20 protein-coding genes and 1 tRNA gene are annotated in these 22515 nt (G+C 70.9%); 10 read left to right on the forward strand and 11 right to left on the reverse strand.

Translation table 11 applies throughout. The features are described from left to right. The first annotated feature begins 196 nt into the window (after positions 1–196). From ASE35_RS15650 to ASE35_RS15675, 6 genes are all read left to right on the forward strand, one after another. Complete coding sequence (locus ASE35_RS15650) at positions 197–1168, forward strand: DMT family transporter (protein ID WP_057164433.1); 972 nt, start codon at positions 197–199, stop codon at positions 1166–1168. Between the two features lie 54 nt (positions 1169–1222). After that, complete coding sequence (locus ASE35_RS15655) at positions 1223–2218, forward strand: pyridoxal-phosphate dependent enzyme (protein ID WP_056177600.1); 996 nt, start codon at positions 1223–1225, stop codon at positions 2216–2218. Between the two features lie 222 nt (positions 2219–2440). Then, the gene (locus ASE35_RS15660) at positions 2441–3208 is read left to right on the forward strand and encodes a hypothetical protein (protein WP_235570091.1); all 768 of its coding nucleotides are present in this window, start codon (positions 2441–2443) and stop codon (positions 3206–3208) included. Positions 3209–3237: 29 nt separating this feature from the next. Continuing rightward, positions 3238–3987, forward strand: a complete 750-nt coding sequence (locus ASE35_RS15665; protein WP_056177596.1) for an MHYT domain-containing protein — start codon at positions 3238–3240, stop codon at positions 3985–3987. Positions 3988–4152: 165 nt separating this feature from the next. Further along, entirely contained in the window at positions 4153–4578 is a 426-nt protein-coding gene (locus tag ASE35_RS15670) for a ketosteroid isomerase-related protein (RefSeq protein WP_057160050.1), read from the forward strand. A gap of 103 nt (positions 4579–4681) precedes the next feature. Then, a complete protein-coding gene (locus ASE35_RS15675) occupies positions 4682–6205 on the forward strand; it encodes a glycosyltransferase family 39 protein (RefSeq protein WP_056177592.1) in 1524 nt (507 codons plus the stop codon). Between the two features lie 6 nt (positions 6206–6211). On the opposite strand, the gene ASE35_RS15680 is transcribed toward ASE35_RS15675, so the two are convergent. From ASE35_RS15680 to bioB, 7 genes are read right to left on the reverse strand one after another with little or no spacing between them, the layout of a single operon-like run. Continuing rightward, positions 6212–7204, reverse strand: coding sequence for a multidrug resistance efflux transporter family protein (locus ASE35_RS15680; protein ID WP_056177589.1), 993 nt, complete (start codon positions 7202–7204; stop codon positions 6212–6214). Continuing rightward, a complete protein-coding gene (locus ASE35_RS15685; RefSeq protein ID WP_057164434.1) occupies positions 7201–8466 on the reverse strand; it encodes a hypothetical protein in 1266 nt (421 codons plus the stop codon). Before ASE35_RS15685 ends, ASE35_RS15680 begins: the two co-directional genes overlap by 4 nt. Before the next feature lie 2 nt (positions 8467–8468). Continuing rightward, positions 8469–9374: a malonyl-ACP O-methyltransferase BioC gene (bioC, locus tag ASE35_RS15690; protein WP_057164435.1), complete on the reverse strand. Its 906-nt coding sequence runs from the start codon at positions 9372–9374 to the stop codon at positions 8469–8471. A gap of 58 nt (positions 9375–9432) precedes the next feature. Further along, positions 9433–10224 (reverse strand): pimeloyl-ACP methyl ester esterase BioH, encoded by a 792-nt coding sequence (gene bioH, locus ASE35_RS21325; protein WP_057164436.1) that lies wholly within the window; start codon positions 10222–10224, stop codon positions 9433–9435. A gap of 9 nt (positions 10225–10233) precedes the next feature. Next, entirely contained in the window at positions 10234–10668 is a 435-nt protein-coding gene (locus tag ASE35_RS21330) for an ACT domain-containing protein (protein ID WP_057164437.1), read from the reverse strand. Then, positions 10665–11897, reverse strand: a complete 1233-nt coding sequence (gene bioF / locus ASE35_RS15705) for an 8-amino-7-oxononanoate synthase (RefSeq protein ID WP_056177580.1) — start codon at positions 11895–11897, stop codon at positions 10665–10667. Before bioF ends, ASE35_RS21330 begins: the two co-directional genes overlap by 4 nt. Positions 11898–11902: 5 nt before the next feature. Next, a complete protein-coding gene (gene bioB, locus ASE35_RS15710; RefSeq protein WP_056177578.1) occupies positions 11903–12973 on the reverse strand; it encodes a biotin synthase BioB in 1071 nt (356 codons plus the stop codon). A gap of 49 nt (positions 12974–13022) precedes the next feature. On the opposite strand from bioB, the gene ASE35_RS15715 reads away from it, so the two are divergent. After that, positions 13023–13748, forward strand: a complete 726-nt coding sequence (locus ASE35_RS15715) for a double zinc ribbon domain-containing protein (protein WP_057164438.1) — start codon at positions 13023–13025, stop codon at positions 13746–13748. A gap of 62 nt (positions 13749–13810) precedes the next feature. On the opposite strand, the gene ASE35_RS15720 is transcribed toward ASE35_RS15715, so the two are convergent. The 4 genes from ASE35_RS15720 to ubiA form a co-directional block, all read right to left on the reverse strand. After that, positions 13811–15244: a TIGR00366 family protein gene (locus ASE35_RS15720; RefSeq protein ID WP_057164439.1), complete on the reverse strand. Its 1434-nt coding sequence runs from the start codon at positions 15242–15244 to the stop codon at positions 13811–13813. 598 nt (positions 15245–15842) lie between these two features. Continuing rightward, entirely contained in the window at positions 15843–18068 is a 2226-nt protein-coding gene (locus ASE35_RS15725; protein WP_157489513.1) for a DUF11 domain-containing protein, read from the reverse strand. 109 nt (positions 18069–18177) lie between these two features. Next, positions 18178–18708 (reverse strand): Rid family hydrolase, encoded by a 531-nt coding sequence (locus ASE35_RS15730; protein ID WP_056177570.1) that lies wholly within the window; start codon positions 18706–18708, stop codon positions 18178–18180. 76 nt (positions 18709–18784) lie between these two features. Continuing rightward, entirely contained in the window at positions 18785–19708 is a 924-nt protein-coding gene (gene ubiA / locus ASE35_RS15735) for a 4-hydroxybenzoate octaprenyltransferase (protein WP_057164441.1), read from the reverse strand. Positions 19709–19852: 144 nt separating this feature from the next. Here ubiA and ASE35_RS15740 point away from each other — a divergent pair. The 3 genes from ASE35_RS15740 (at position 19853) to ASE35_RS15750 (ending at position 22509) form a co-directional block, all read left to right on the forward strand. Further along, positions 19853–19929: transfer RNA gene (locus ASE35_RS15740), tRNA-Arg, on the forward strand. Between the two features lie 113 nt (positions 19930–20042). Beyond that, positions 20043–20558, forward strand: a complete 516-nt coding sequence (locus ASE35_RS15745; RefSeq protein WP_056179792.1) for a c-type cytochrome — start codon at positions 20043–20045, stop codon at positions 20556–20558. 145 nt (positions 20559–20703) lie between these two features. Then, positions 20704–22509, forward strand: coding sequence for an ExeM/NucH family extracellular endonuclease (locus tag ASE35_RS15750; protein ID WP_082611311.1), 1806 nt, complete (start codon positions 20704–20706; stop codon positions 22507–22509). Positions 22510–22515: the final 6 nt, after the last annotated feature.

The following is a 22515-nucleotide window of genomic DNA, read 5'->3' on the forward strand; positions in this document are numbered from 1 at the left end:
AGCTTCGGCCCGGGGCATTGAACTCGGGCTTAACTCGGCGGGTGGCCGGAAACCCCATCCTGACCGGTTCAGGTCCGCGCTACCAGTGTCGCCGCCCTAACCGACCGCTTGCGCAATTGCCGGGCCGGCGCACCGGTGCCAGCATGCCGGTCCGCGGCCGCGCGCAGGCGCCCCGCCCCCCCGTTCGCGAGCCCCCATGACCCTGCACCGCACCTCCGGCCATTGGCGGCTGGGCCTGTTGCTGACCCTGCTCACCGCGGCCTGCTGGGCGACCCTGCCGATCGCGCTGAAGATCGTGCTGGAGGCGCTGGACCCGATCACCCTGACCTGGTTCCGGTTCCTGGTCGCGGCCGGCGTGACCGGCGCCTGGCTGGGCCTGCGCGGGCGCCTGGGCGGTTACCGCGCCCTGGGCCGGCGCGGCTGGACCCTGCTGGCGGTGGCCGCGCTGATGCTGGTCGGCAACTACGTGCTGTACCTGTTGGGCGTGCAGTACACCTCGCCGGCCAACGCCCAACTGCTGATCCAGCTGGCGCCGCTGCTGATGACCCTGGGCGGGATCTGGGTGTTCGGCGAACGCTTCCGCGCCGCGCAATGGCTGGGCCTGGCCCTGCTGTTGATCGGGCTGAGCCTGTTCTTCCGCGACCAGCTGGTCCATGCCTGGGCCCAGGAAGCGGCCAGCGCAAGCGCGGCGCACAGCGGCGACTACCTGCTGGGCTCGGCCTTCGTGATCGCCGGCGCGGTGGTGTGGGCGGCCTACGCGCTGCTGCAGAAGCAGTTGCTGATGAAGTTGGGATCGATGCAGATCCTGCTCTTCATCTATGTCGCCGCCAGCGTGCTGCTGCTGCCGTTCGCGCGTCCGTCCGCGCTGTTGGCGCTGGACGGTTTCCACTGGGCGATGCTGGCCTACTGCGCGCTCAACACCGTCGGCGCTTACGGCGCCTTCGCCGAGGCGCTGGCGCACTGGGAAGCCTCGCGGGTGTCGGCGATCCTGGCGACCACGCCCTTGCTGTGCATCGTGGCGGTGACGGTGGTGCACGCGTTCTGGCCGCAGATGCTGGCGCCGGAACGGATCTCGAGCCTGGGCTGGGTCGGCGCGGCCTTGGTGGTGGCCGGTTCGGCCGCGGTCAGCCTGCTCGGGCGGCGCGCGCCCACCAGCGAAAACGCATGAACGCCGTCGCGCCGGCATGGAGCGCGGTGGCGCGGGTGCGCTAGTCTCGCGACGATGAGCGAACTTCCCCCGAACGACCCCTCCGCGCCCGCCACCGACCTGCCCGGTTTCCGCGACGTGCTGGCCGCGGCCGCGCGCATCGCCCCGCATGCGCACACCACGCCGGTGCTGCGCTCGCGTTCGATCGACGCCCTGGCCGGCTGCGAGCTCTACTTCAAGGCCGAGCACCTGCAGCGCATCGGCGCCTTCAAGTTCCGCGGCGCCTGCAATGCGGTGTGGTCCTTGTCCGAGGCCGAAGCCGCGCACGGCGTGGTCACCCATTCCTCCGGCAATCATGGCGCCGCGCTGGCGCTGGCCGCGCGCACCCGCGGCATCGCCTGCCACGTGGTCGTGCCCGAGGGCGCGGTGGCGGCCAAGCTGGCCGCGATCGAAGCCTACGGCGCCACCTTGCACCGTTGCGCGCCGAGCATCGACGCGCGCGAGGCCAAGTGCGCGCAGGTGCAGGCCGAGACCGGCGCCGAGCTGGTCCATCCCTACACCGACGCGCGCGTGATCGCCGGCCAAGGCACGGCCGCTTTGGAATTGTTGGCGGCGACGCCCGCGCTGGACGCCTTGATCGCGCCGGTCGGCGGCGGCGGCCTGGCCAGCGGCACCGCGATCGCGAGCGCGGCGGTGTCGCCGGCCACGCGCCTGTTCGTGGCCGAACCGGCCGGCGCCGCCGAGACCCACGCTTCGCTGCAAGCGGGTAAACGTATTACGCAGTTCGTACCGGACACGATTTGCGACGGATTGAGAGGCACGTTGGGCGCGCCTAATTTCGCGCTTTTGCAGCGCTATGCTGTCGAGGCCCTGGTGGTCGACGACGCCGACACCGTGGCCGCGATGCGCCTGTTCCTGCAACGCGCAAAACAAGTGCTGGAACCCTCCGCTGCGGTCGCAATAGCCGCGGTATTCGCTAATCGTTCGCTTTTCGCCGGAAAAAAAGTCGGCGTGATCCTGTCCGGCGGCAACGTCGATGCGGATGCGTTGGCGACTTTGTTCGCGCGCTGAATACATCGGCGGTGGAAGCCGCCGCATCGACGGCGATGCGACGTGTTTTATTTGTGACACCTCTATCATTTTTTTGCGCATGCCACTGGCACGCTGAGCTACGCAGCGCACCCCACGGCGTTGATTCACTTACGCCGGTGCGCGACGAGATCCGACCATTTCGTTCAAGCACTGAACAACGTTTAGCCGAAGGGGTGGCTGATGGTGGATGTCGAGTTTCGGGTGGTCGCAGACCGCCGCGACGGGCTGTTGCTGGCCCTGGGCCAGACCGTGATCGCGGCGGGGTTCACCCTGTTGCGTCAGCGCATGGTCAACAGCGAGGAAGGCGTGGTGCTGACCATGGTGGTGCGCGGCCCGGAGAACGGGCTGCTGATGCTCGAAGAGCGTCTGGGCACCCATCACCTGGTCAATAGTTTCGAAGCCTCGCCGGTCGACGCCAGCGTCGCCAATACCGTCAGCGCGCCTGCGCCCGCACCGGCCGCGCCCAAGGCCAACGGCGGAGCGACGCTCAAGCCCGCGACCGCGTCCGACGAGGCCGCCACCGCGATGGACACGCGCCGGGTCGAATCTCTGCTGCCGCAGCTGGCGCGCGACTACCCCAACATCTTCATCCAGCTGTTGGCGCTGGAACACGACCTGCCGCCGTCGCAGCGCGAGGCGACGCTGCGTTACATCGGCCAGCGCGTGGGCACATGGGTCTACAAGCGCGACTACTCCCTGGGCGGCCACCTCGCCCTGGCCGACGCGGTGCGCCACATCGCCCTGCCGGCGATGCGCCAGTTGGTCCAGGCCGAACTCCACGAGGACACCCTGCGGGTCAAGAACAGTCCCTTCTGCCATCGCGGCGAACACGGCGCTTCCTGCCATTTCCTGCGCGGCATGCTCGGCGGCCTGCTCGGCGGACCCCACGGCACCGAAGGGGTGCGCGTCGTCGAAAGCCATTGTCGCAACACCGGCGCGGAGACTTGCTGCTTCGAGTTCCACGCCTGAGTCAGGCCAACCACCACGGGGGACTACCAATGCCGCACGATCACGCCATTCAATGCATCCACGACCCGCTGCTGGTCGTGCTTTCTTACCTGGTTTCGGTGCTGGGCTCGTTCACCGCCCTGCAGCTCGCGATCGCGATCCCGGCCGCGCGCGGCGCGGCGCGCTGGCGCGCGATCTTCGCCGCCGGCGCGGCGATGGGCGGCGGCGCGATCTGGGCGATGCACTTCATCGCCATGCTGGCCTGCCAGATGCAGATCCCGGTGACCTACGACCTCACCATCACCATCGCCTCGGCGGTGATCGCGATCCTCTCGTGCATGGCCGGCCTGGCGATCGCCAGCGCGGGCGTGTTCGGCTGGGGCAAGCTGGTGATCGCCGGCGTGTTCATGGGCCTGGGTGTGACCGGCATGCACTACAGCGGCATGGCGGCGATGCGCATGCCGGCCGACATCCACTACGACGGCACCCTGGTGTCGGCCTCGGCGGCGATCGCGATCGTGGCCTCGATCGTGGCCCTGTGGCTGGCCTTCAACCTGCGCGGCTGGCTGCAGATGCTGGGCAGCGCGCTGGTGATGGGCGTGGCGGTGTGCGGCATGCACTACACCGGCATGCTCGCGGCCAGCTTCGCGCCCAATCAGGCCGGCGCGGCCGCGCTGGCCGGCGGCATCAGCGGCGCCAATCTGGGCATGGGCATCTTCGCCGTGACCACCCTGCTGCTGGCCACGGTGCTGACCCTGAGCATGCTGCGCCAGCGTCAGCGCGCGATGGTGCAGATCTGACCGCACCTTCCGTAACGCGGTAGCGCGAAGGGCCCGCCGATGCGGGCCCTTCGTTTTGGCGCATGCGGCGCGGGCGCGCTCGCGTTTTTCGACCGCGCTCACGCGGCCTGAGCGCGACGCCGGTATCATCGCCGCGTCCCGCATACCGATGCAGCCAGGCCCCCGATGAAGATAGACGGTACCCGCAGCCACGACCGTGCCACCGAGGTGGTGTTGGCCTATTACGCCGCCTTCAACCGCGGCGATTGGGACGGCATGCTCGTCCTGCTGTCCGACGACGTCGCCCACGACCTCAACCAGGGCCCGCGCGAAAACGGGCGCGCCGCATTCGCTCAGTTCCTGCAGCGCATGCAGGCCAGCTACCGCGAGCAGCTGCACGACATCGTGGTGCTGGTCTCGCCCGACGGCAGCCGCGCGGCGGCCGAGTACGTGGTCCACGGTCAGTACCTGGCCAGCGACGCCGGCCTGCCGGAAGCGCGCGGGCAGAAATACGTGCTGCCCGGCGGCGCGTTCTTCGAGCTGCGCGACGGCCGCATCCAGCGCGTGAGCAACTACTACAACCTGCAGGACTGGATCGCCCAGGTCAGCTGAGCGCGGCCGCGGCGCAACCGCCGCGCATCGGCGCGGCGACGCGACCGACGCGTAACATCCGCTCCGCTAGGCTGTCGCGGCGCCCGACCGCCGCACGGCCCCGATGCTCAGACTCCCGCGTACGCCCGCCTACTGGATCGCCGCGCTGGCCTTGGCGCTGGCGCTGTGCTTTCTGGGCAGTCGCGGCATCTGGGACCCCGACGAAGGCCGCTACACCAACGTCGCCCTGAACATGCTCGACACCGGCGACTGGATCAATCCGCGCCGCAGTCATGAAGTCGCGCATTGGACCAAGCCGCCGCTGACCTACTGGGCGATCGCGTCCAGCGTGGCGGTGTTCGGCCATCACACCTGGGCGGCGCGGCTGCCGGCGGCGCTGGCCTATCTGCTCAGCGTGTGGCTGGCCTGGCGCGTCGCGCGCCGGCTCGCGCCGGGCGCGCAGGCGCAGGCCGCGACGATCTACGCGACCCTGCCGTTCACCGTCGGCGCTTCGCAGCTGATCACCACCGATTACCTGTTGTCGGCCTGCACCGGGTTGGCGATGTGGGCCTATGTGGAGGCGCGCTTCGGGCCGGCGCAGGCCGAAGCCGCGCGCGAACGCCTGCGCGCGCGCGGCTGGATCGCCTTGATGTGGATCGGCTTCGCGCTGGGCTTCCTGTGCAAGGGCCCGCCGGCGCTGCTCCTGCTGCTGCCGATCCTGGCTTTCAATCTGCTCGCGCCGGGCGGGTATCGGATCCTGCAGTGGTCGGGCCTGGCGCTGTTCGTGCTGCTGGCGCTGCCCTGGTACGCGGCGGTGATCGCCAATCATCCGGGCCTGTTCAAGTACTTCATCGGCGACGAGGTGGTGAACCGCGTCACCACCAACGAATTCGGCCGCCACGGCGAGTGGTACGGCTGGCTGGAGATCTACCTGCCCACGCTGCTGCTGGGCACCCTGCCGTGGACGCCGGCGCTGTGGCGCTGGGCGCGCGCGCTGCCCGCGCGGGCCGGGCGTTGGCGCGATCGCGCCGCGCGCCTGAGCGAGGCGCCGGCGCTGCTGCTGGCCTTGTGGCTGTGGCTGCCGCTGCTGGTGTTCTGCCTGGCGCAGTCGCGCATGCCGCTGTACCTGCTGCCGCTGTTCCTGCCGTTGGCGGTGATCGCGGCGCGGCAGCGCCAGGACGAAGGCCGCGGCCTGCCGACCTGGCCATGGCTGGCGGCACTGGTCGCGGTGCTGCTGGCGCTCAAGCTGGCCACGGTCTATTGGCCCACCCACAAGGACGCGTCGGCCTGGGCCGAGGCGATCCGCACGCGCGCGCCCGGTCCGGTGCGCGAGGTGGTGTTCGTCGAAGACATGGCGCGCTACGGCCTGCACCTGCATCTGGATGCCGAGATCGAGAAGGTCTCGCTGGAGCCGGCGCCGGGCGCACGCTTCAATCCCGAGTTCGACGAATCGCTGGCGCAGGAGCTGGCCGAGCACGAGCCCGGTACGGTCTGGGTCTGCAAACAAACGATGTGGCCGCGGTTGCGCGCGCGCGTGGCCACGCTCGGCTATCGCGCGAGCGCGCTGGGCGCGCCCTTCGAGCGCCGGGTGATCTTCCAGGTCGAGTTCGCGCCGCGTCTGGCGCGGCCGGGCGACGCGATGCGCTGACCCGGCTCAGGCGCCGCGGTCGCTGCGCATTTCCTTGGTGCGGTGATCGTCGCCGGCCGCCGCGCGCGCCGCGACCAGGCTGAAAGCGACGATGCCGACCACCACGATGGCCGCGCCGAGCAGGCTACGCCCCTGCGGCCAGGCTTCGCCCAGCCAGAGCGCGCCGATCAGGGTCGCGAACAAAATCTCCGCCGCCTGCATCGCCTCGGCCGCGGCCAATGCGGTCGGGTCGTTGCGGACCATGCCGGTGGCCTGGAAGAACAGCACGGTCGCGATCACGCCTGCACCCAGCGCCACGCCGCCGGCCAGCCACAGTTGCCCGGCCGAAGGCACGCCGGCCTGCGCGAAGGCGTACACCGCGACCGCGATCCACAGCGGCTGGCTGGCCAGGGTCATGCCGAACACGCGCTGGGTCGCGTTCAATTCGGTCCCGCTGCGCTCCAGATGCAATAGCAGGCCGCGGTTGCCCAGCGGATAGGCGAAGGCCGATACCGCCACGCAGATCAGCGCGATCCAGCCTTCGCGATCCAGCTGGCCGCCGCCGTGTCCGAGCTGCAGCAGCAACACGCCGGCCACCACCACCGCACCGGCCAACAGCGCCGGCAACGGAATCCGCGCGCGCGCATCGCGGTACAGGAACGGCGCGCACAACATGCCGGCGATCACGGTGAGCTGAAAGGTGCCCGCGACCAGCCACGAGGGCCCGCTTGCCGCGGCCCAGCTCAGGCACACGTAGAACAGCACGAAGCCGATGCCGCTCCACAGCAACCACGGCCACGGATGCGCGCGGATCGCACGCCACACCGGCGCCGCGCCGCCCTGCACCGGCATCACCAGCAACAGCAGCGGCAGGGTGATCAGGTAGCGCAGCGACGCCGTCCATGCCCAATGCCCGCCGCCGACCGCGGCGGCGCGGTTGAGCACGTAGGTGCAAGTGAAGAACAACGCCGAGGCGAGCGCGATCGCGACCGCGGCCAGGGCGAGACGACGTGGGGTCATGGCGGCGCTCCAGGCGCGTACGCGTCGGGGTAGCGACGCAGGCAGTCGAGGACGATGGCTTCGATATCGCGCTCGGGTTCGGTATCGAAATGACGCAGGTAATCGGGATAGCGCGGCCACTCGTGCACGTTGCGCGAGCCGCCATGCACCAGCTCGTTGCGCAGCTCGAACAGCCAGGCGGCCCGGTCCGCCGCCGCAGGCAGCGCCGACACCCGGCGCACGCCCTCGACGATGCTGTCCTCGACCCGGCCGCGCACGCCGAACAGCGCGTCCAGGGCGATGAAGTAATGCAGGTAGTAGGCGATGTCGTCCGAGCCCATGGCCAGGTTGACGAAGCACAGCGCGTTGCCGAGCCGTTGCGCCGCGTCCGCCGACAAGGCCGCGCGCGCGAGGTTCCAGGCGCGCAGGCGCGGCGCCAGCAAGGCGACCTCGTTCTCGTCGCCGTAGCAGGGATAGACCCGACCCAGGCCGGACAGCTCGTAACCGCTGCGCAGCGGGCCGTCCTGCAGCAGCAGACAGTGTTCCTGCGCCACCTGGGCGACGCGATGACGGCGGCGGTCTTCGCTCCAGAACGCGTACACCGCGGCCATCGCCTGTTGCGCATCGCGCTTGTAGCGCTGGCGCACGCCTTCCTTGCTGCCTTGGTACTCGCCGACCAGCCAGGCATGGAACAGGCCTTCGCGAAAGCCGATCGCGCTGCCGGTCAGGTGACCGGTCAGCGGGCTCCAATTCGCGAGTACGCGGCCGCCGTTCAACGAACGCCAATAGCTTTCGTCGTCGGGCCGCACGATGCGCAGGTTCGCGAATCCCAGATCGACGCTCGCGCCGACGATCCGGTACAAAGGATGGATCGCGACCCAGCGGCCGCTGTCGCCCAGCAGCTGCGCCTCCATCGCGGCGTGCAGTGTATCGACCGCGTCGGCTTCGGCGACGGCCAGACGATCGAACAAGGAGCCCGCGGGTGCGGTGAGCACGCCTTCGAACACGCCCGGATCCAGGCAGCGTTCCTGCAGGGTGCGCTGGATCAGCTCGACGACGTGCATCAATTCGTGATGGCCGCGCTCGGCGCGTTCCAGATAGCTCGCGGCCAGCAGTTTGACGCTACGTTCGGCGCGCGGCGTGCGCCACCAGGTGACCGTCAGGCTAGGCGCGAACGGATGCAGATCGACCGCGATGAAGCTGGTCTTGCGCCCGCCCTCGGGCTGGCTGCCCAAGCGGATCTCGCGCAGCAGCGACAGCCAGCCGGCGCGCAGCGCGCGCATGCTCAGCCGCGTCTCCGGATCGGAATCCTCGCCACCGGCACCTGCACTTCGTCGACGCCGCCGACGCGGATCGGCGTGCCCGGCTGCGGGCCCCAGGCGTGGGCATAGACCACTTCCCAGGTCGCCGGCAGACGGCCGTCGGGAGTGCGCAGCGCCTCGTAGGCCTGCGCCGCGCGCGCGAAACGCGTGCGGCCGGTGAGGCTGCGGCGGCGCTCGCGCATGGCGTTGGTCGCGCCCAGAGTGCGCAGTTCGCGCATCAGGCCGCCCAGATCGTCGTGGCTCAGCACGAACTCGTCGCGGTCCAGCACCGGGTCCTTGAAGCCCGCCGCGATCAAGGCATCGCCGAACTGCGCGATCGACGGGAACAGACTCACGTGCGGGGTGTTGTCGGCTTCGGCGAAGGCGCCGCGCAGCTCGAACAAGGTGTCGGGGCCGAAGGTCGACACCAACAACAGGCCACCGGGCTTGAGCACGCGGCGGAAGCCGGCGAACACCGTCGGCAGGTCCTCGACCCACTGCAGGCACAGATTGGAATACAGCACATCGACGCTGGCGTCGCGCAGCGGCAGCGCGCGCGCATCGGCGCAAATGGCGTCGGGCCGGCGCGCGCCGCCGAGGAAGCGCGGCAGGCCGCCGCCGGCGTTGTGGCGGGTTTCCTGCAGCATCGGCAGGGCCAGATCCAGCGCGACGACCTGCGCGCGCGGCCAGCGCTTCTGCATCGCGATCGCGGCATGGCCGGGGCCGCAGCCGACATCGACCACCAGCTCGGGCGTGCGGTCTTCCAGATAGTCCAGGGTTTCCGACAGGCGCGCGCCGACTTCGCGTTGCAGCGCGGCGGCGCCGTCGTAGCCATGCGCGGCGCGGGAGAAGGCGCGGCGGACTTGGCGGTGGTCGAACAGATCGGTCATCGGTAAGGCGATTTCGGTAGCGCGCGTGCGTCGTGGGCGCGACGTCCGCGCTGGGGGATCAGGGCGATGCGCCGGCGGCGTTCGCCGGCGGCAAAGATGCGGCGAATTCGTCGACCAGCTGCGCGACCTGTTCGGCCGCGCTCAGGAAGGGTGCGTGGCCGGCGCGGTCCAGCACCACGCTGCGGCCACCGGGCGCCAGCGCGGCCGCGGCCGGCATCGCGCCCGCCGGTACCAGGCGGTCGCGTCGGCCGGAGATCCACAGGCTGGGCACGCGCAAGTTCGGCAACTGATCGCGCACGTCGATCGCGTCGAGCAGGCGCAGGCCTTCCTGCAGGGCGTGCTCGGCCGGCTCGCCGCGCTCGAAGGCCTGGCTGCGCAGCTTGCGCAACTCGTCCTGGGCGCTGGCCGAGCCCAAGGCCTCCAGGGCCAGAAAGCCCTCGAGCGTGCCGCGGAAATCGCGCTTGAGCGCATCGCCGAAATCGCGGAACAGGTTCGGCGACACGCCGTGCGGCCAATCGGCGCCGGTCACGAAGCGCGGCGAGGACGCGATCATCACCAGGCCGCGCACCTGCTGCGGATGGTCGAGCGCGGCGCGCAGCGCGAACTGCCCGCCCAGCGACCAGCCCAGCCAGACCGCATCGGGAATGCGCGCGACCAGTTCGGCGGCCAGCGACGCGGGCTCCAGCGCGGTACGGTCATCGCGCGCGTGGCCGTGCCCGGGTAGGTCGATCAGGTGCAGGGTGTGGTCGTCGGCCAGGCGCTCGACCAGCGGCGCGAACAGGCCGCCGTGCATGGCCCAGCCGTGGATCAGCGCCAGCGAAGGTCCGCTGCCGAGGGTCTGCACGTACATGCGCGGCCCTCAGTGCGCGTCGGCCGGTCGCCGCAGCGCGGCCAGCGCCGCGGCCGCGTCGGCGGCACGTTCGGCCGGCACCAGCAGATGATCGTGATGGAGGCCGGCGAGTACGTTGCAGGCGATGCCGCGTTCGCTCAGTGCGGCCGACACCGCGGCGGTCAGTCCGACCGCGTCCAACGCCGAATGCACGCTCAGGCTCAGCCAGGCGGCGACGAAGTCGTAGCCCAGCCCGCGCGCGTCGGCATCGGCGCGCGCGAGCACATAGCTCGCGCCCTCGTCCTCGCGCACGCTGGCGTGAGCGAGCGCGGCCAGTTCGGGATCGTGCCGCGCGCTGGCGACGTAAACGTATTCGCCCGCGCGCCGATACACGTCCAGGCTGGCCAGCATCGGCGCGAGGTCGCGTTCGGCGACCGGGCGCGCGGCGACGGGCGCCGCGGTCATGGTGCGGGGGTGGCGCGCAGCTCGGCTGCGGCGACGACCGGGGCGCGGCCCAGGCCGGCGCGCTCGGCGGCGCGCGCGAAGGCTTCGATCAGGCCGTCGACGTCGGCCGGCGTGTGCAGCGCCGACAGCGTCACCCGCAAGCGGGCGCGGCCTTCGGCCACGGTCGGCGGCCGGATCGCCGCGACCCAGTAGCCGCTTTCTTCCAGCGAACGCGCCATCGCGATCGCGCGCGCGTCGTCGCCGCAGATCACCGGTTGGATCGGCGTGCTCGAGGGCTGCAGTTCCAGGCCCAGCTTGCGCGCGCCGTCGCGGAAGCGCTGGGTCAGCTCGACCAGCTTGTCGCGCCGCCAATGTTCGTTGCGCGCCAGCTTGACCGCGGCCAGCGTGGCCGCGGCCTGGGCCGGCGGCAGCGCGGTGGTGTAGATGTGACTGCGCGCGGTTTCGGCCAGGTGGCCGATCAGGTCGGCGTCGCCGTGCAGCGCGGCGCCGTAGCTGCCCAGGGCTTTGCCGAAGGTGGCCAACTGCAGCGGCACTTCGCGCACCGACAGCTTCACCGACGCGACCGAGCCGCGGCCCTCGGGGCCGATCACGCCCACACCGTGGGCATCGTCGACGTATAGCAGGGCCTTCTGCGCGCGCGCGATCAAGGCCAGGTCGCGCAGCGGCGCGACGTCGCCGTCCATGCTGAAGACGCCATCGCTGGCCAGCATGGCCATGCCCTCGGGCACGCTGCGCAGCTGGCGGATCGCGCCTTCGGCGTCGGCGTGCGGATAGCGGCGCAGGCGGCAGTTGGCCAGGCGCGCGGCGTCGATCAGGCTGGCGTGGTTGAGCCGGTCCTGCACGCAGACGTCGTCTTCGCCGAGCAGCCCCTGCACCGCGGCCAGGTTGGCCATGAAACCGCTGCCGAACAGCAACGCGCGCGGCGAGCCCAGCCAGTCGGCGATCTCGCGCTCCAACGCTTCGTGGATGGCGTGGTGGCCGCAGACCAGATGCGAGGCGACGCCGCCGGCGCCCTCGCGCGAGGCCGCGTCCTGCAGTGCGCCGACCACGCCGAAATGCTGCGACAGGCCGAGGTAGTCGTTACCGCAGAAGTTGAGCAGCTTGCGGCCGTCGACTTCGCAGCGCGCGCCGTCGCGGTGGGTGACCGTGCGCATGACGCGGGTGCGCGAGGTCGCCTCGCGCTGTTCGCGCGCGGCGGCGATGCGTTCGGGCCATTGCGCTCGGTGCATGGTGGTCAGGCTGCGCAGGAGTGGGAGGGCGCCGCGTCGGTTTCGACGATGTCGGCGTGTACGGTGGCCGATTCTTCCATGATCTGCATCGGCCGCAGGCCCAGGCGCTCGAACAGCGCCATATCGCGCTCGGTGTCCGGGTTGCCCGTGGTCAATAGCTTCTCACCATAGAAGATCGAATTGGCGCCGGCCAGGAAGCACAGGGCCTGGAGCTCGTCGGACATGCTCTCGCGGCCGGCCGACAGGCGCACCATCGAGCGCGGCATCAGCAGGCGGGCGACCGCGATGGTGCGTACGAACTCGAACGGGTCCAGCTCGGCGGTGCCGGCCAGGGGGGTGCCCTCGACCTGGACCAGGCGATTGATCGGCACCGAATCCGGGTGCGCCGGCAGGTTGGCCAGGGTCTGCAGCAGGCCGGCGCGCTGGCTGCGCGACTCGCCCATGCCGACGATGCCGCCGCAGCAGGTCTTCATGCCCACATCGCGCACGTGCGCCAGCGTGTCCAGGCGGTCCTGGAACTCGCGGGTGTGGATGATCTCGTTGTAGAACTCCGGCGCGGTGTCCAGGTTGTGGTTGTAGTAGTCCAGGCCGGCCGACTTCAGGGCCTGGGCCTGGTCGCCCGAGAGCATGCCCAGGGTGGCGCAGGTCTCTAGACCCAGCGCCTTCACCTCGCGGATCATCGCCGCGACCTTCGGGATATCGCGGTCCTTGGGCGAGCGCCAGGCCGCGCCCATGCAGAAGCGCGAGGCGCCGGCGGCCTTGGCCTGCTTGGCCTTCTCCAGCACCGCCTCGGTGCTCATCAGCTTGGTGGCGTCGACGCCGGTGTGGTAGCGCGCGGCCTGCGGGCAGTAGCTGCAGTCCTCCGGGCAGCCGCCGGTCTTGACCGACAGCAGGGTGCTGACCTGGACCTCGGTGGCGTCGAAATTCTCGCGGTGGGCGCTGGCGGCGCGGTGCAGCAGCTCCGGGAACGGCAAATCGAACAGGTCGCGCACTTCGCTGCGCGACCAGTCGTGGCGCAGGGCCCGCGGGGGGGAAACGGCCGACTCGGCGACGGGGACTTTACTGACGACGGACATGGAGGTTTTCCGGCAGACGACACGGGGCAGAGGCGGCAGTCTGGAAAGCATGGACGACGCTGTCAACCAAACCTACCCCGCAACGGTTGACGGCCGCCTGGCCCGGCTCGGGCGCGGGCTGTGGCCGGCGCGCTGCCTGGTCTGCGGCGAGCGCGGCGCGGACGGCCGCGATTTGTGCCGGGCCTGCGCGCGCGCCCTGCCCTGGAACCGCTGCGCCTGCCCGCGTTGCGCACTGCCGCTGGCGGTACCCGCGCTTGCCTGCGGACGCTGCCTGAAACGCCCGCCCGCGCTCGACGCGGTCCGCGCCGCCTTCGTCTACGGCACACCGCTGGACCGCCTGCTGCCGCGGCTGAAGTTCCACGACGACCTCGCCGCCGGCCGCCTGCTCGCCGCCCTGATGCTGGACGATCCCCAGCGCCCCGCCCCGGCGGCCCTGATCGCGGTGCCGTTGGCGCGTGCCCGCCTGCGCGAACGCGGCTACGACCAGGCCCGCGAACTCGCGCGGCCCTTGGCGCGGGCTCTGGGCATGCCGCTGATCGAGGGCGCCCTGCGACGCACGCGCGACACCCCGCCGCAGTCCAGCCTCGGCGCGCTGGCGCGGCGGCGCAATCTGCGTGGCGCCTTCGCGGCCGGCTTCCGCGGCGCGGCGCCAGCGCGGGTAGTGTTGATCGACGACGTCATGACCACCGGCGCGACCCTGCTAGCGGCCGCCGGCGCCCTGCGCCGCGCGGGCGTGGCGCGGGTGGAGGCCTGGGTGTGCGCGCGGGTGCCGTGAGCATCGTGATGAGGCGTTGCCGCGCGCTGGGCGCGGCGGCGATCGCTGCGCTCGCGCGCGCCCTACGGCATCACCGGCGGCTGGTAGCTCAGGGTCAGCCCCAGCGCCCACAGCAGGCCCAGCACCAGCGGGATATGCACCAGCAGCTGCACGAAGGTGAAGCCGACGATGTCGCGCGCCTTCAGGCCCAGCACGCCCAGCAGCGGCAGCATCCAGAACGGATTGATCAGGTTGGGCAGCGCTTCGGCCGCGTTGTAGATCTGCACCGCCCAGCCCAGATGCACCTTCAGGTCGATCGCCGCCTGCATCACGTAAGGGGCCTCGATGATCCACTTGCCGCCGCCGGAGGGTACGAAGAAGCCCAGCACCGCCGAATAGGCGCCCATCACCAGGGCGAAGGTGTCGGCGCTGGCGATATGCACGAACACGCTGGACAGATGATGGGCGAGCGTCTCGCCGCCGTGGCCGGGCGCCGAGGTCAGCAGCGCGGCGATGCCGCCGTACAGCGGGAACTGGATCAGCACGCCGGTGGTGCTGGGCACCGCGCGCGCGACCGCGTCGAGGAAGCTGCGCGGGCGCCAGTGCAACAGCAGGCCCAGGGTCAGGAACAGGAAGTTGTAGGTGTTGAGGCTGGCGATCGCGCTCACCGCCGGCTTGCTCGCGAACTCGTAGACCAGCCAGCCCAAGCCCAGCGCCGACAGCGCGATGGTGATCAGCGGGCTGTACTCCAGCCATTCGCCCGGGCGTGTGCGCGGCGGCAGCGCCGGCGTGGCCTGGCGCTGGTCCGCACCGAACTCGCTGGCGCGGCGCACCGAGGCGCCGCGCGGTGCGGTCACGTAGCACACCAGCAGCGACACCCCGATCAGCGCGGCGGTGAGCGCGATCGACTGCCACAGGAAGATGGTCTGGCTGAAGGGGATCACGCCGGTGATCGCCAGCAGCGCCGGCGGCATGCTGGCCGGGTTGGCCTGCAACTGCGCGGCCGAGGAGCTCAAGCCCATCGCCCAGACCGCGCCCAGGCCCAGGTAGGCGGCGGCGCCGGCGGCGCGGTAATCCATGTCCAGGTCCTCACGCCGCGCCAGCGCGCGCACCAGCAGGCCGCCGAACACCAGCGAGAAGCCCCAGCTCAGCAACGAGGTCAGCATGCTCAGCAGGCCGACGTAGCAGATCGCGCCGCGACCGCTACGCGGGACCCGCGCCAAGGCATCGATCAAGCGCGCCACCGCCGGCGCGGTCGCCACCACGTAACCGCCGATCACCACGAAAGCCATCTGCATGGTGAAGGGGATCAGGCTCCAGTAGCCCTCGCCGAACGCGCTGGCGGTGGCCTTGGGCGTGGCGCCGAAGCCCAGCGCGGCTATCGCGACCACGATCACCGCCAGGGCCGCGAACACATAGGCATCCGGAAACCAACGCTCGGCCCAGGCCGCGCTGCGCAGGGCGAAACGCGCGAGCGCGCCGTCGTTGGCGGGAGCGGACGCGGCGGTCGGGGTCATGGTCGAGGTTTCCGGCGGCGATGGACACGAAGATTCTGCGCGGCCCTGCGGCGAGCGCCGTTAGCACTTTAGTCGCAGCGAGGGCGCGGTTTGCGATGGGAGTCCGAAATTGGCTCCTCAGCGATAGAAGACCTCTCCCGCTTGCGAGGTGAGAGGCAGCGCTTGCGAGCTACTGGTTCACGCTGCACCGAACGCCCGACCGCTGTGCGCTCGGGCCGAGGTATGGGCCGGTGCGGGCAACACACAAGCCCCTCTCCCGCTTGCGGGGTGAGGCGTGGCGCGAGCCACTGGCTCGCGCTGGGCCGAACGCCCGACCGCTGTGCGGTCGGGCCGGGGTGTGGGTTGGGGTGAGGGCAGCGAGCGCCGTAGGCGCAAGCCTCTACTGCTGCTGCTCCAGCAGAGCAGCAACAAAAGCACCCCTCACCCTAGCCCTCTCCCGCAAGCGGGAGAGGGGACCCAGCTTTGTGAGCTCAGCTTGGAGCGAACTCTCGCCGGACATGGTTCATGGTGAGTTTTTCGAACCATCTGCAGCAGGGCTCTCACGACTCCAAGCCGTGCGTGCGTCCTGCTCCGCACAGGTTGCATCGCACACCCACCCTCAATACCCACTGCTCTCCGCCGCGAACCGCACCGGTACCGTGATCGTCGCGCTGCCGCCGTTGTTGAGGCTGAGGTTCAAGCTCACCGCGGTGTCGCCGGTCGCGCCGCCCGAGGCCGGGCAGCTGCCGTTGCTGGCGCTGCAGGTCCAGGGCCCGCTCAGGCTTACGCCGGTGGGCAGGTTGTCGCTGATCTGGGCAGCGTTGGCCGCGTCCGGGCCGTTGTTGGTCACCGTCAGGGTGTAGCTGGCGGTGCCGCCCGGCGTGTAGGTCGCCGCGCCGTCGCTCTTGACGATGCTCAGGTCGGCCTGGCGCAGCGCGTTGGTGATGGTGCAGTTCAGATCGTCGCCGGCGCTGGGCGAGAACTCGGCCCATTGCTGGCGGTTGCCGAGGTTGTTGCCGCCGCCCGAGGGCAGTGCAGTGGCCGAGCCTGCGGTCGCATTGCTGCAACTCAAGGACACGCGGTACGCGCTGGGCGCCTGATCCGCGCCGGCCGGCGTGGCCTTGATCGCCTCTTCGAACTGCATGGTGCTGCCGGCGGGCAGGATGGTTACGCCCGTGCTCGCGCTGGTCGGCGCGGCGCCGCCGCTGGTGGCGGCGCTGGCGGCGAGGATGCCGCCGGAGTAGATCCGCACCGTGGCCTGATCGCTGGCGCCGACGCGCGCCTGCAATTGCTTGCTCAGGTTGACCCAGACCGGGGTCGGCGTCGGCCGGCAGGCGCTGGCGTCGAAGTTGGTGTTGCCGATCAGGCCGCGCAGCACCGCGCGCACGCCATTGTGCAGGCCGCTGCCGGCGGCGCTGGGCACGGCGCAGGCATCGTTGCCGGTGCTGCCGCCGCGATTCACGCGCACCCGCACGCTGATCACATAGGTATCGGTCTGCCCCGCCGTGAGGTTGCGCCATTGGCCTTGCAACAGCCACGGGCCGCTCCCGCTCAACGCGCTCGCGGCGCCGCCGTTGAAGGTGTAGCTGGCCGAGACGATGCTGGTGTCCGGGTCCAGGCCGGGCGTGTCGGTGAGGCTGTAGCTGGCCGCGACCAGGCTGGGGTTGTTCACCGTCACCGTGTAGCGCACGTCGGACAGATCGGCGCTGCCCGCCACCGCCACCGGCGCGTCGGCGTTCTTGTTGACGGCCAGGCTCGCATCGTCGTCGGTGATGGTGTAGCTGCGCGTGTCCTGGGCGGCACCGCCGCAGGTGGTGATGGAGGTCAGCAGGAACGGCAGCGGCGAGCCGGTGGGCGGCGAGATCCGCAGCGCAATGGTCTCGTTGCCTTCCGGCAGGATGTCGTTGGTGATCGCGATCGGCAGCGCGATCAGGCTGCCGGTACCGCCGTCGTAGGTGCCCGCGGGCACGGTGACGTTGAAGGTCGCCGCATTGCCCGGCGTGGTGTAGTCCACGCCCAGGGTCGCGGTGCCGCCGGTGACCTGCACCTGCACCGTCAGCCCGCCGGCCGGCACCGTGCCGTTGATGCGCAAGGCCGGCAGATTGCCGCCGGTGGATTCGGGCGAGGAACTGCTGGGCTGATCGAATTCGATGAAGGGCCGCAGTACCAGCTGGATCGCATCGAGAAAATTGCCGACCGTGAGATCGCCGCCGGCGGTGCTGATCGACTCGAAGCCCAGGCTGTTGGTGCCGGTGGCGCCGGCGTAGGTGAAGTTGCCGCTGTAGTCGACCCAGCCGTTGCCGCCGGCGACCGGCGCGTTGGCGGTGCCCTGCGAGACCGTGGGCGTGTCGAAGCTGCCGTTGGCGGTGGTGCCCACGCGGATCACGGTGGAGGACGCGCCGACCTTCATCTCGGCCACGTCGCGCACGGTGTTGCTGCTGCGGCCGCGGTGGCTGAACACCCAATCGATGCGCTCGCCGTTGATCATGCAAACGTTCTGGTACATGCGCGAGGTCGCGGCGGCGTTGAGTTCGGCGAACTGTCTGCCTTCGCGCGCGGGCACGCTGCTGAAGTTATTGGCCCACAGCTCCATCAGCCGGCCGCTGGTGCCGACCGAGGCCGGCGGCACGCACGTACCGCCGGCGGTGCCGATCGGATGGGTGGTGGTCCAGCCGGGAATCGCGCCTTCCGGGATCAGCGCGTAGCAGGCCGTGGTGCCGTTGCCGAGCACAGGCGCTTCGAAACCGATATTGATGAAGCTGCGTTGGACCTGCGCGGCGGCAGGCAAGGCGAGGCAGGCGATGGCGAGCGCGGTCAGGCCGCGAAACAAACGGCGTCGAGTCATGTATCCCCCTGTTACGTGACCAGTGTCACAAAAAATCAGGAGAGATGCCTGAATTGGTCTTCACGCCATCCGCTTAGCGGCACCCGCGGCGTGCCACCCCGACGCCGAATCAGGGCGCGGGTGGCGGGCTCGGCTTCGGGATGTCGGCGCGCGGGCGGCGGCCGGAGCCGATCACCGCTTCGGCGCTGAGTTCCATCGACGCGCCTTTCGAGAACAGCGCCGTGGTGCCGACCGCGGTCCAGGCCGGGTAGTGGTCCTTGAAGAATTCGTGGTGCACTTTCAGCACCGGCTCGACCACGCGGCGGAACTCCTCGTGGTTCTGGGCCACGTGGAAGCTGTTGAGCTCGACCACGTCCTCCAGGCTCGCGCCCGCCTGCTTGAGGTGGACCTCGAGCTGCTGGAAAGCCCAGCGAATATTGGCCTCCTCGTCGGGGCCCGAACGCGACGGAATACCCGAGACGATCACCCGGTCGCCGACGCGCAGCACCGGCGTGTAGTGGATGTCGTGATAGGAGCTTTGCCAGCCGGCCGGCGCGAAATGCTCGCGCGTGGGCGCGGCGGCGCTCGGGGTTTCGGCGCCCGCGGCGGTGGCCACGGCGCACAGCACGGACAGCACCAGCACGACAGGCAGACGCGGCATCGCAGCACTCCGGTGACGGACGGTGCCGCCATTGTAGGCACGGGGCCGGCGCCAGGACTGCGCCGGGCCCGACCCTTCAGGCCGCCGTCGCGCCGCCGCCCAGGGCGTAGTCCAGCGCCAGCCCGGCGAACACCGTCAGCCCGACCCAGTGGTTGTGCAGGAAGGCCTTGAAGCAGGCCGCGCGCTCGCGGCCGCGCGCGATCGCGAATTCGTAGGCCACCAGCAAACTCGCCAGGCCCAGGCCGCCGAAATACCAGACGCCCAGATCGGCGCGCTGCCCGGCCAGCGCCAGCGCGGCCAGGAACAGGGCGTACAACACGCCCTGGGCGATCAGGTCCATCTCGCCGAACAGGATCGCGGTCGACTTGGCGCCCATCTTGAGGTCGTCCTCGCGGTCGACCATCGCATACCAGGTGTCGTAGGCGGTCGCCCACAGGATGTTGGCCGCGTACAGCAGCCAGGCCACCGCCGGCACCTCGCCGCGCACCGCCGCGAACGCCATCGGGATGCCCCAGCCGAAGGCCATGCCCAGGTAGACCTGCGGCAGATAGGTGTAGCGCTTGAGGTAGGGATAGCTGGCGGCCAGGACCACGCCGACCACGCTCATCAGCACGGTCAGGCGGTTCAGGGTCAGCACCAGCGCGAACGCGGCCAGCATCAGCGCCGCGAACACCATCAGGGCCTCGCGCCCGCGCACCTCGCCGGTCGCCAGCGGGCGGTGCTTGGTGCGCTCGACATGCGGGTCCAGCCAGCGGTCGGCATAGTCGTTGATTACGCAGCCGGCCGAACGGGTCAGCCAGACCCCGGCGCTGAACACGAACAGGGTCCACAGCGAGGGCACCCCGCGCGCGGCGATCCACAGGCCCCACCAGGTCGGCCACAGCAGCAGCAGCCAGCCGATCGGGCGGTCACCGCGCACCAGCTTCCAGTACAGCCCCAGGCGGACTTTCCAGGCCGGCGGCGGCACCGATTCGGGGGTTTCGTAGCGCTCGTAACTCATCCGATCAGAGTACCAAGCCCCGCAAGCGCGCCGCGATGCCGGCCGTTCGCCGCCGCCACGCCACGTCCGCGTGCGTTTGCGGCTAGAATGCCGGTCCCGCGTGGCCCCGACTTTGACCGGTCGGAGCGCCGGGATCTCAGCCAGGCGCCCGTAGCTCAGCCGGATAGAGTAGTGGCTTCCGAAGCCATTGGTCGGGGGTTCGAATCCCTCCGGGCGCGCCATTCCCATGTCTACGGGCACGGGTGCCGGCTTTATACTGGCGTGCGGCCGCACCTTGGTGCGGTTCTTGTTGATGGCTCCGCATGCCCGGCCGGGTGTGCGCAATAGGTGGATCGTGCGCAATTACGACCTCGAATTCCTGAAGAAATTCTCGATGGTGATCGGCTTCCTGATGCTGGTCACCCTCGGGCTGATGATCGCCGCCTACTTCGTGCACCAGCAGATCCCGCCGGAGATCGACCCGGCCGTGGTCAAGCGCACCGAGCAGCGCATCGCTCCGGTCGGCGCGGTCTACGCCGGCAGCACAGGCGCCTCGGCCCAAGCCGCGGCCAAGGCCGCCGCTGCCGCCAAGGCCGCCTCGCAGGTCGCCTACGGCGGCACCACCGACGGCGCGGTGATCTTCGACAACCTCTGCGCGGGCTGCCACAAGTCCGGCGCCGGCGGCGCACCGACCCTGGATCAGGCCCATTGGGGCCCGCGCCTGGCCAAGGGCAAGGACACCCTGCACAAGCACGCCATCGAAGGCTTCACCGGCACCGCCGGCATCATGCCGCCCAAGGGCGGCAACCCGGCCCTGACCAACGAGCAGGTCTCCGCGACCGTCGACTGGATGCTGGCCAACCTGAAGTAAGCGCCGCCGCATCGCGCCGCGCCACGACGCCGCCTTCGGGCGGCGTCGTCGTTTCCGGGCCCCGCCGCCGCGCGCATTACGGCGGCGTAATACGGAGTCGCCCGATCCGTTCGATAATGCGCGACCTCTCCGTGGCGCCCACGCGATGCCTGCCTTCCGTCCCCGTTCCGCCGCCCTGCTGTTGCCCTGTCTGCTGCTGGCCGCCTGCGCCAGCCTGCAACGCGATCCGCTGCGCGCCGACGGCACGCCGTCGACGCCGATCGGCAGCGTGCAGGGGCACGGCGCGGCCAGCCCCCTGATCGGGCAACGGCTGGTCGTCGAAGGCACGGTGACCGCGGCGCTGATCGGCGAGAACGACCGCTTCATGGGTTGGTTCGTGCAGGACGGCGGCGACGACGACGAGGCCAGCTCCGACGCGCTGTTCGTGCCCGCCGCGGCGGACGTGTCGCTGCACACGGGCGACCGCGTGCGCGTGATCGGGCGGGTGCTCGAACTCGACACCGGCCGCGGCAGCCACCTCACCGCGCTGGACCCCGAAGCCGCGCGCGTGCTCGGCCCCGGCCGCACCGAAACCCTGGTGCTGGACGCGCCGCCCGCCGATTGGTCGCGCTACGAAGGCATGCGCATCGGCATCGGCCGCGCCCTGACCCTGGCCGACACCGACGACATCGCCCAGGACGGCCGCGCCCTGGTCGCCTTCGACGGGCCGCTGTGGCAGCCCGGCGAACGCGCCGCGCCCGGCAGCGAAGCGGCGCGCGCGATCGCCGCCGACAACGCCCGCCGCCGCCTGTGGCTGGACGACGGCCGCATCGTCGGCGCGCCCGCGCTGGACGCCGGCGTGCTCCCGTCCGGCTACGCGCAGGCGCGCAGCGGCAGCACCCTGGAAGGCGCGGAAGGCGTGCTCGACGCGCGCGACGGCGGCTGGCGCCTGCAGTTGACCGCCACCCCGACCCTGCACGCCGCGGCGCGCGAACCGGCGCCGCAGGCCGGCGACGCCAGCGACCTGCGCATCGCCGCGTTCAACCTGGAAAACCTGTTCAACGGCGACGGCCGCGGCGCTGGCTTCCCGACCCCGCGCGGCGCCCGCGACGCGGTCGAGTACCAGCGCCAGCAGGCCAAGCTGATCGCGACCATCCAGGGCCTGAAGCCCGACATCGCCGCGCTGATGGAACTGGAGAACGACGGCTACGGCCCGGACTCGACCCTGGCCCAGCTGGTCGAAGGCCTGCGCCGCGACGGCGGCGACTGGCGCTTTGTGGCCACCTGCCAGCTGCCCTGCGCGGCGGATGCGCGCGGCCCCGGCAACGACCAGATCCGGGTCGGCCTGATCTACCGCGCCGACCGCGTCGCCCCGCGCGGCGCCGCCGTCACCCTGCCCGGCGGCCCCTTCGACAGCGGCAGCCGCGTGCCGCTGGCCCAGGCCTTCGTCGCCCTGCGACGCGGCCGCCCGGCCGGCCCGGCCTTCACGGTCGCGGCCAACCACTTCAAGTCCAAGGGCTGCGGCCAACAGGCCCAGGGCGCGGACCGCGATGCCGGCGACGGCGCCGCCTGCTGGAACGCCCTGCGCACCGAATCGGCGCGCCGCCTGGATGCCTGGCTGAAGACCGACCCCGCCCATTCCGGCAGCGATCTTGCGGTCATCCTCGGCGATCTGAATGCCTACGCCGAAGAAGAGCCGGTGCGCACCCTGAAGGATGCGGGCTGGCGCGACGCCTTCGTCGTGGCCAAGGTCGCGCGTCCCTATAGCTATGTGTACCAGGGCGAGCTCGGCCGCCTCGACCACGCCCTGCTCAGCCCCAGCCTGGCCACGCGCCTGCGCGGCGCGGTGGAATGGCACATCAATGCCGACGAGCCACTGTCGGCCGGTTATCGCGCCGGCGCCGACGGCCCCTGGCGCAGCTCCGACCACGACCCGCTGCTGCTGGCGTTCCGCCTGGTGACGGCCCGCTGAGGGCCG

This window comes from Lysobacter sp. Root916, assembly GCF_001429785.1.
GTDB lineage: Bacteria > Pseudomonadota > Gammaproteobacteria > Xanthomonadales > Xanthomonadaceae > Lysobacter.

Bases quoted from the DNA above. Each gene is read 5' to 3' on its own strand.
- ubiA (WP_057164441.1), bottom strand. From the start codon at position 19,708: ATGAGTTACGAGCGCTACGAAACCCCCGAATCGGTGCCGCCGCCGGCC.
- ASE35_RS21330 (WP_057164437.1), bottom strand. From the start codon at position 10,668: ATGACCGCGGCGCCCGTCGCCGCGCGCCCGGTCGCCGAACGCGACCTC.
- ASE35_RS15720 (WP_057164439.1), bottom strand. From the start codon at position 15,244: ATGACCCCGACCGCCGCGTCCGCTCCCGCCAACGACGGCGCGCTCGCG.
- ASE35_RS15730 (WP_056177570.1), bottom strand. From the start codon at position 18,708: ATGCCGCGTCTGCCTGTCGTGCTGGTGCTGTCCGTGCTGTGCGCCGTG.
- bioF (WP_056177580.1), bottom strand. From the start codon at position 11,897: ATGCACCGAGCGCAATGGCCCGAACGCATCGCCGCCGCGCGCGAACAG.
- bioB (WP_056177578.1), bottom strand. From the start codon at position 12,973: ATGTCCGTCGTCAGTAAAGTCCCCGTCGCCGAGTCGGCCGTTTCCCCC.
- bioH (WP_057164436.1), bottom strand. From the start codon at position 10,224: ATGTACGTGCAGACCCTCGGCAGCGGACCTTCGCTGGCGCTGATCCAC.
- ASE35_RS15670 (WP_057160050.1), top strand. From the start codon at position 4,153: ATGAAGATAGACGGTACCCGCAGCCACGACCGTGCCACCGAGGTGGTG.
- ASE35_RS15715 (WP_057164438.1), top strand. From the start codon at position 13,023: ATGGACGACGCTGTCAACCAAACCTACCCCGCAACGGTTGACGGCCGC.
- bioC (WP_057164435.1), bottom strand. From the start codon at position 9,374: ATGACCGATCTGTTCGACCACCGCCAAGTCCGCCGCGCCTTCTCCCGC.
- ASE35_RS15685 (WP_057164434.1), bottom strand. From the start codon at position 8,466: ATGCGCGCGCTGCGCGCCGGCTGGCTGTCGCTGCTGCGCGAGATCCGC.
- ASE35_RS15750 (WP_082611311.1), top strand. From the start codon at position 20,704: ATGCCTGCCTTCCGTCCCCGTTCCGCCGCCCTGCTGTTGCCCTGTCTG.
- ASE35_RS15725 (WP_157489513.1), bottom strand. From the start codon at position 18,068: ATGACTCGACGCCGTTTGTTTCGCGGCCTGACCGCGCTCGCCATCGCC.
- ASE35_RS15675 (WP_056177592.1), top strand. From the start codon at position 4,682: ATGCTCAGACTCCCGCGTACGCCCGCCTACTGGATCGCCGCGCTGGCC.
- ASE35_RS15655 (WP_056177600.1), top strand. From the start codon at position 1,223: ATGAGCGAACTTCCCCCGAACGACCCCTCCGCGCCCGCCACCGACCTG.
- ASE35_RS15680 (WP_056177589.1), bottom strand. From the start codon at position 7,204: ATGACCCCACGTCGTCTCGCCCTGGCCGCGGTCGCGATCGCGCTCGCC.
- ASE35_RS15665 (WP_056177596.1), top strand. From the start codon at position 3,238: ATGCCGCACGATCACGCCATTCAATGCATCCACGACCCGCTGCTGGTC.
- ASE35_RS15650 (WP_057164433.1), top strand. From the start codon at position 197: ATGACCCTGCACCGCACCTCCGGCCATTGGCGGCTGGGCCTGTTGCTG.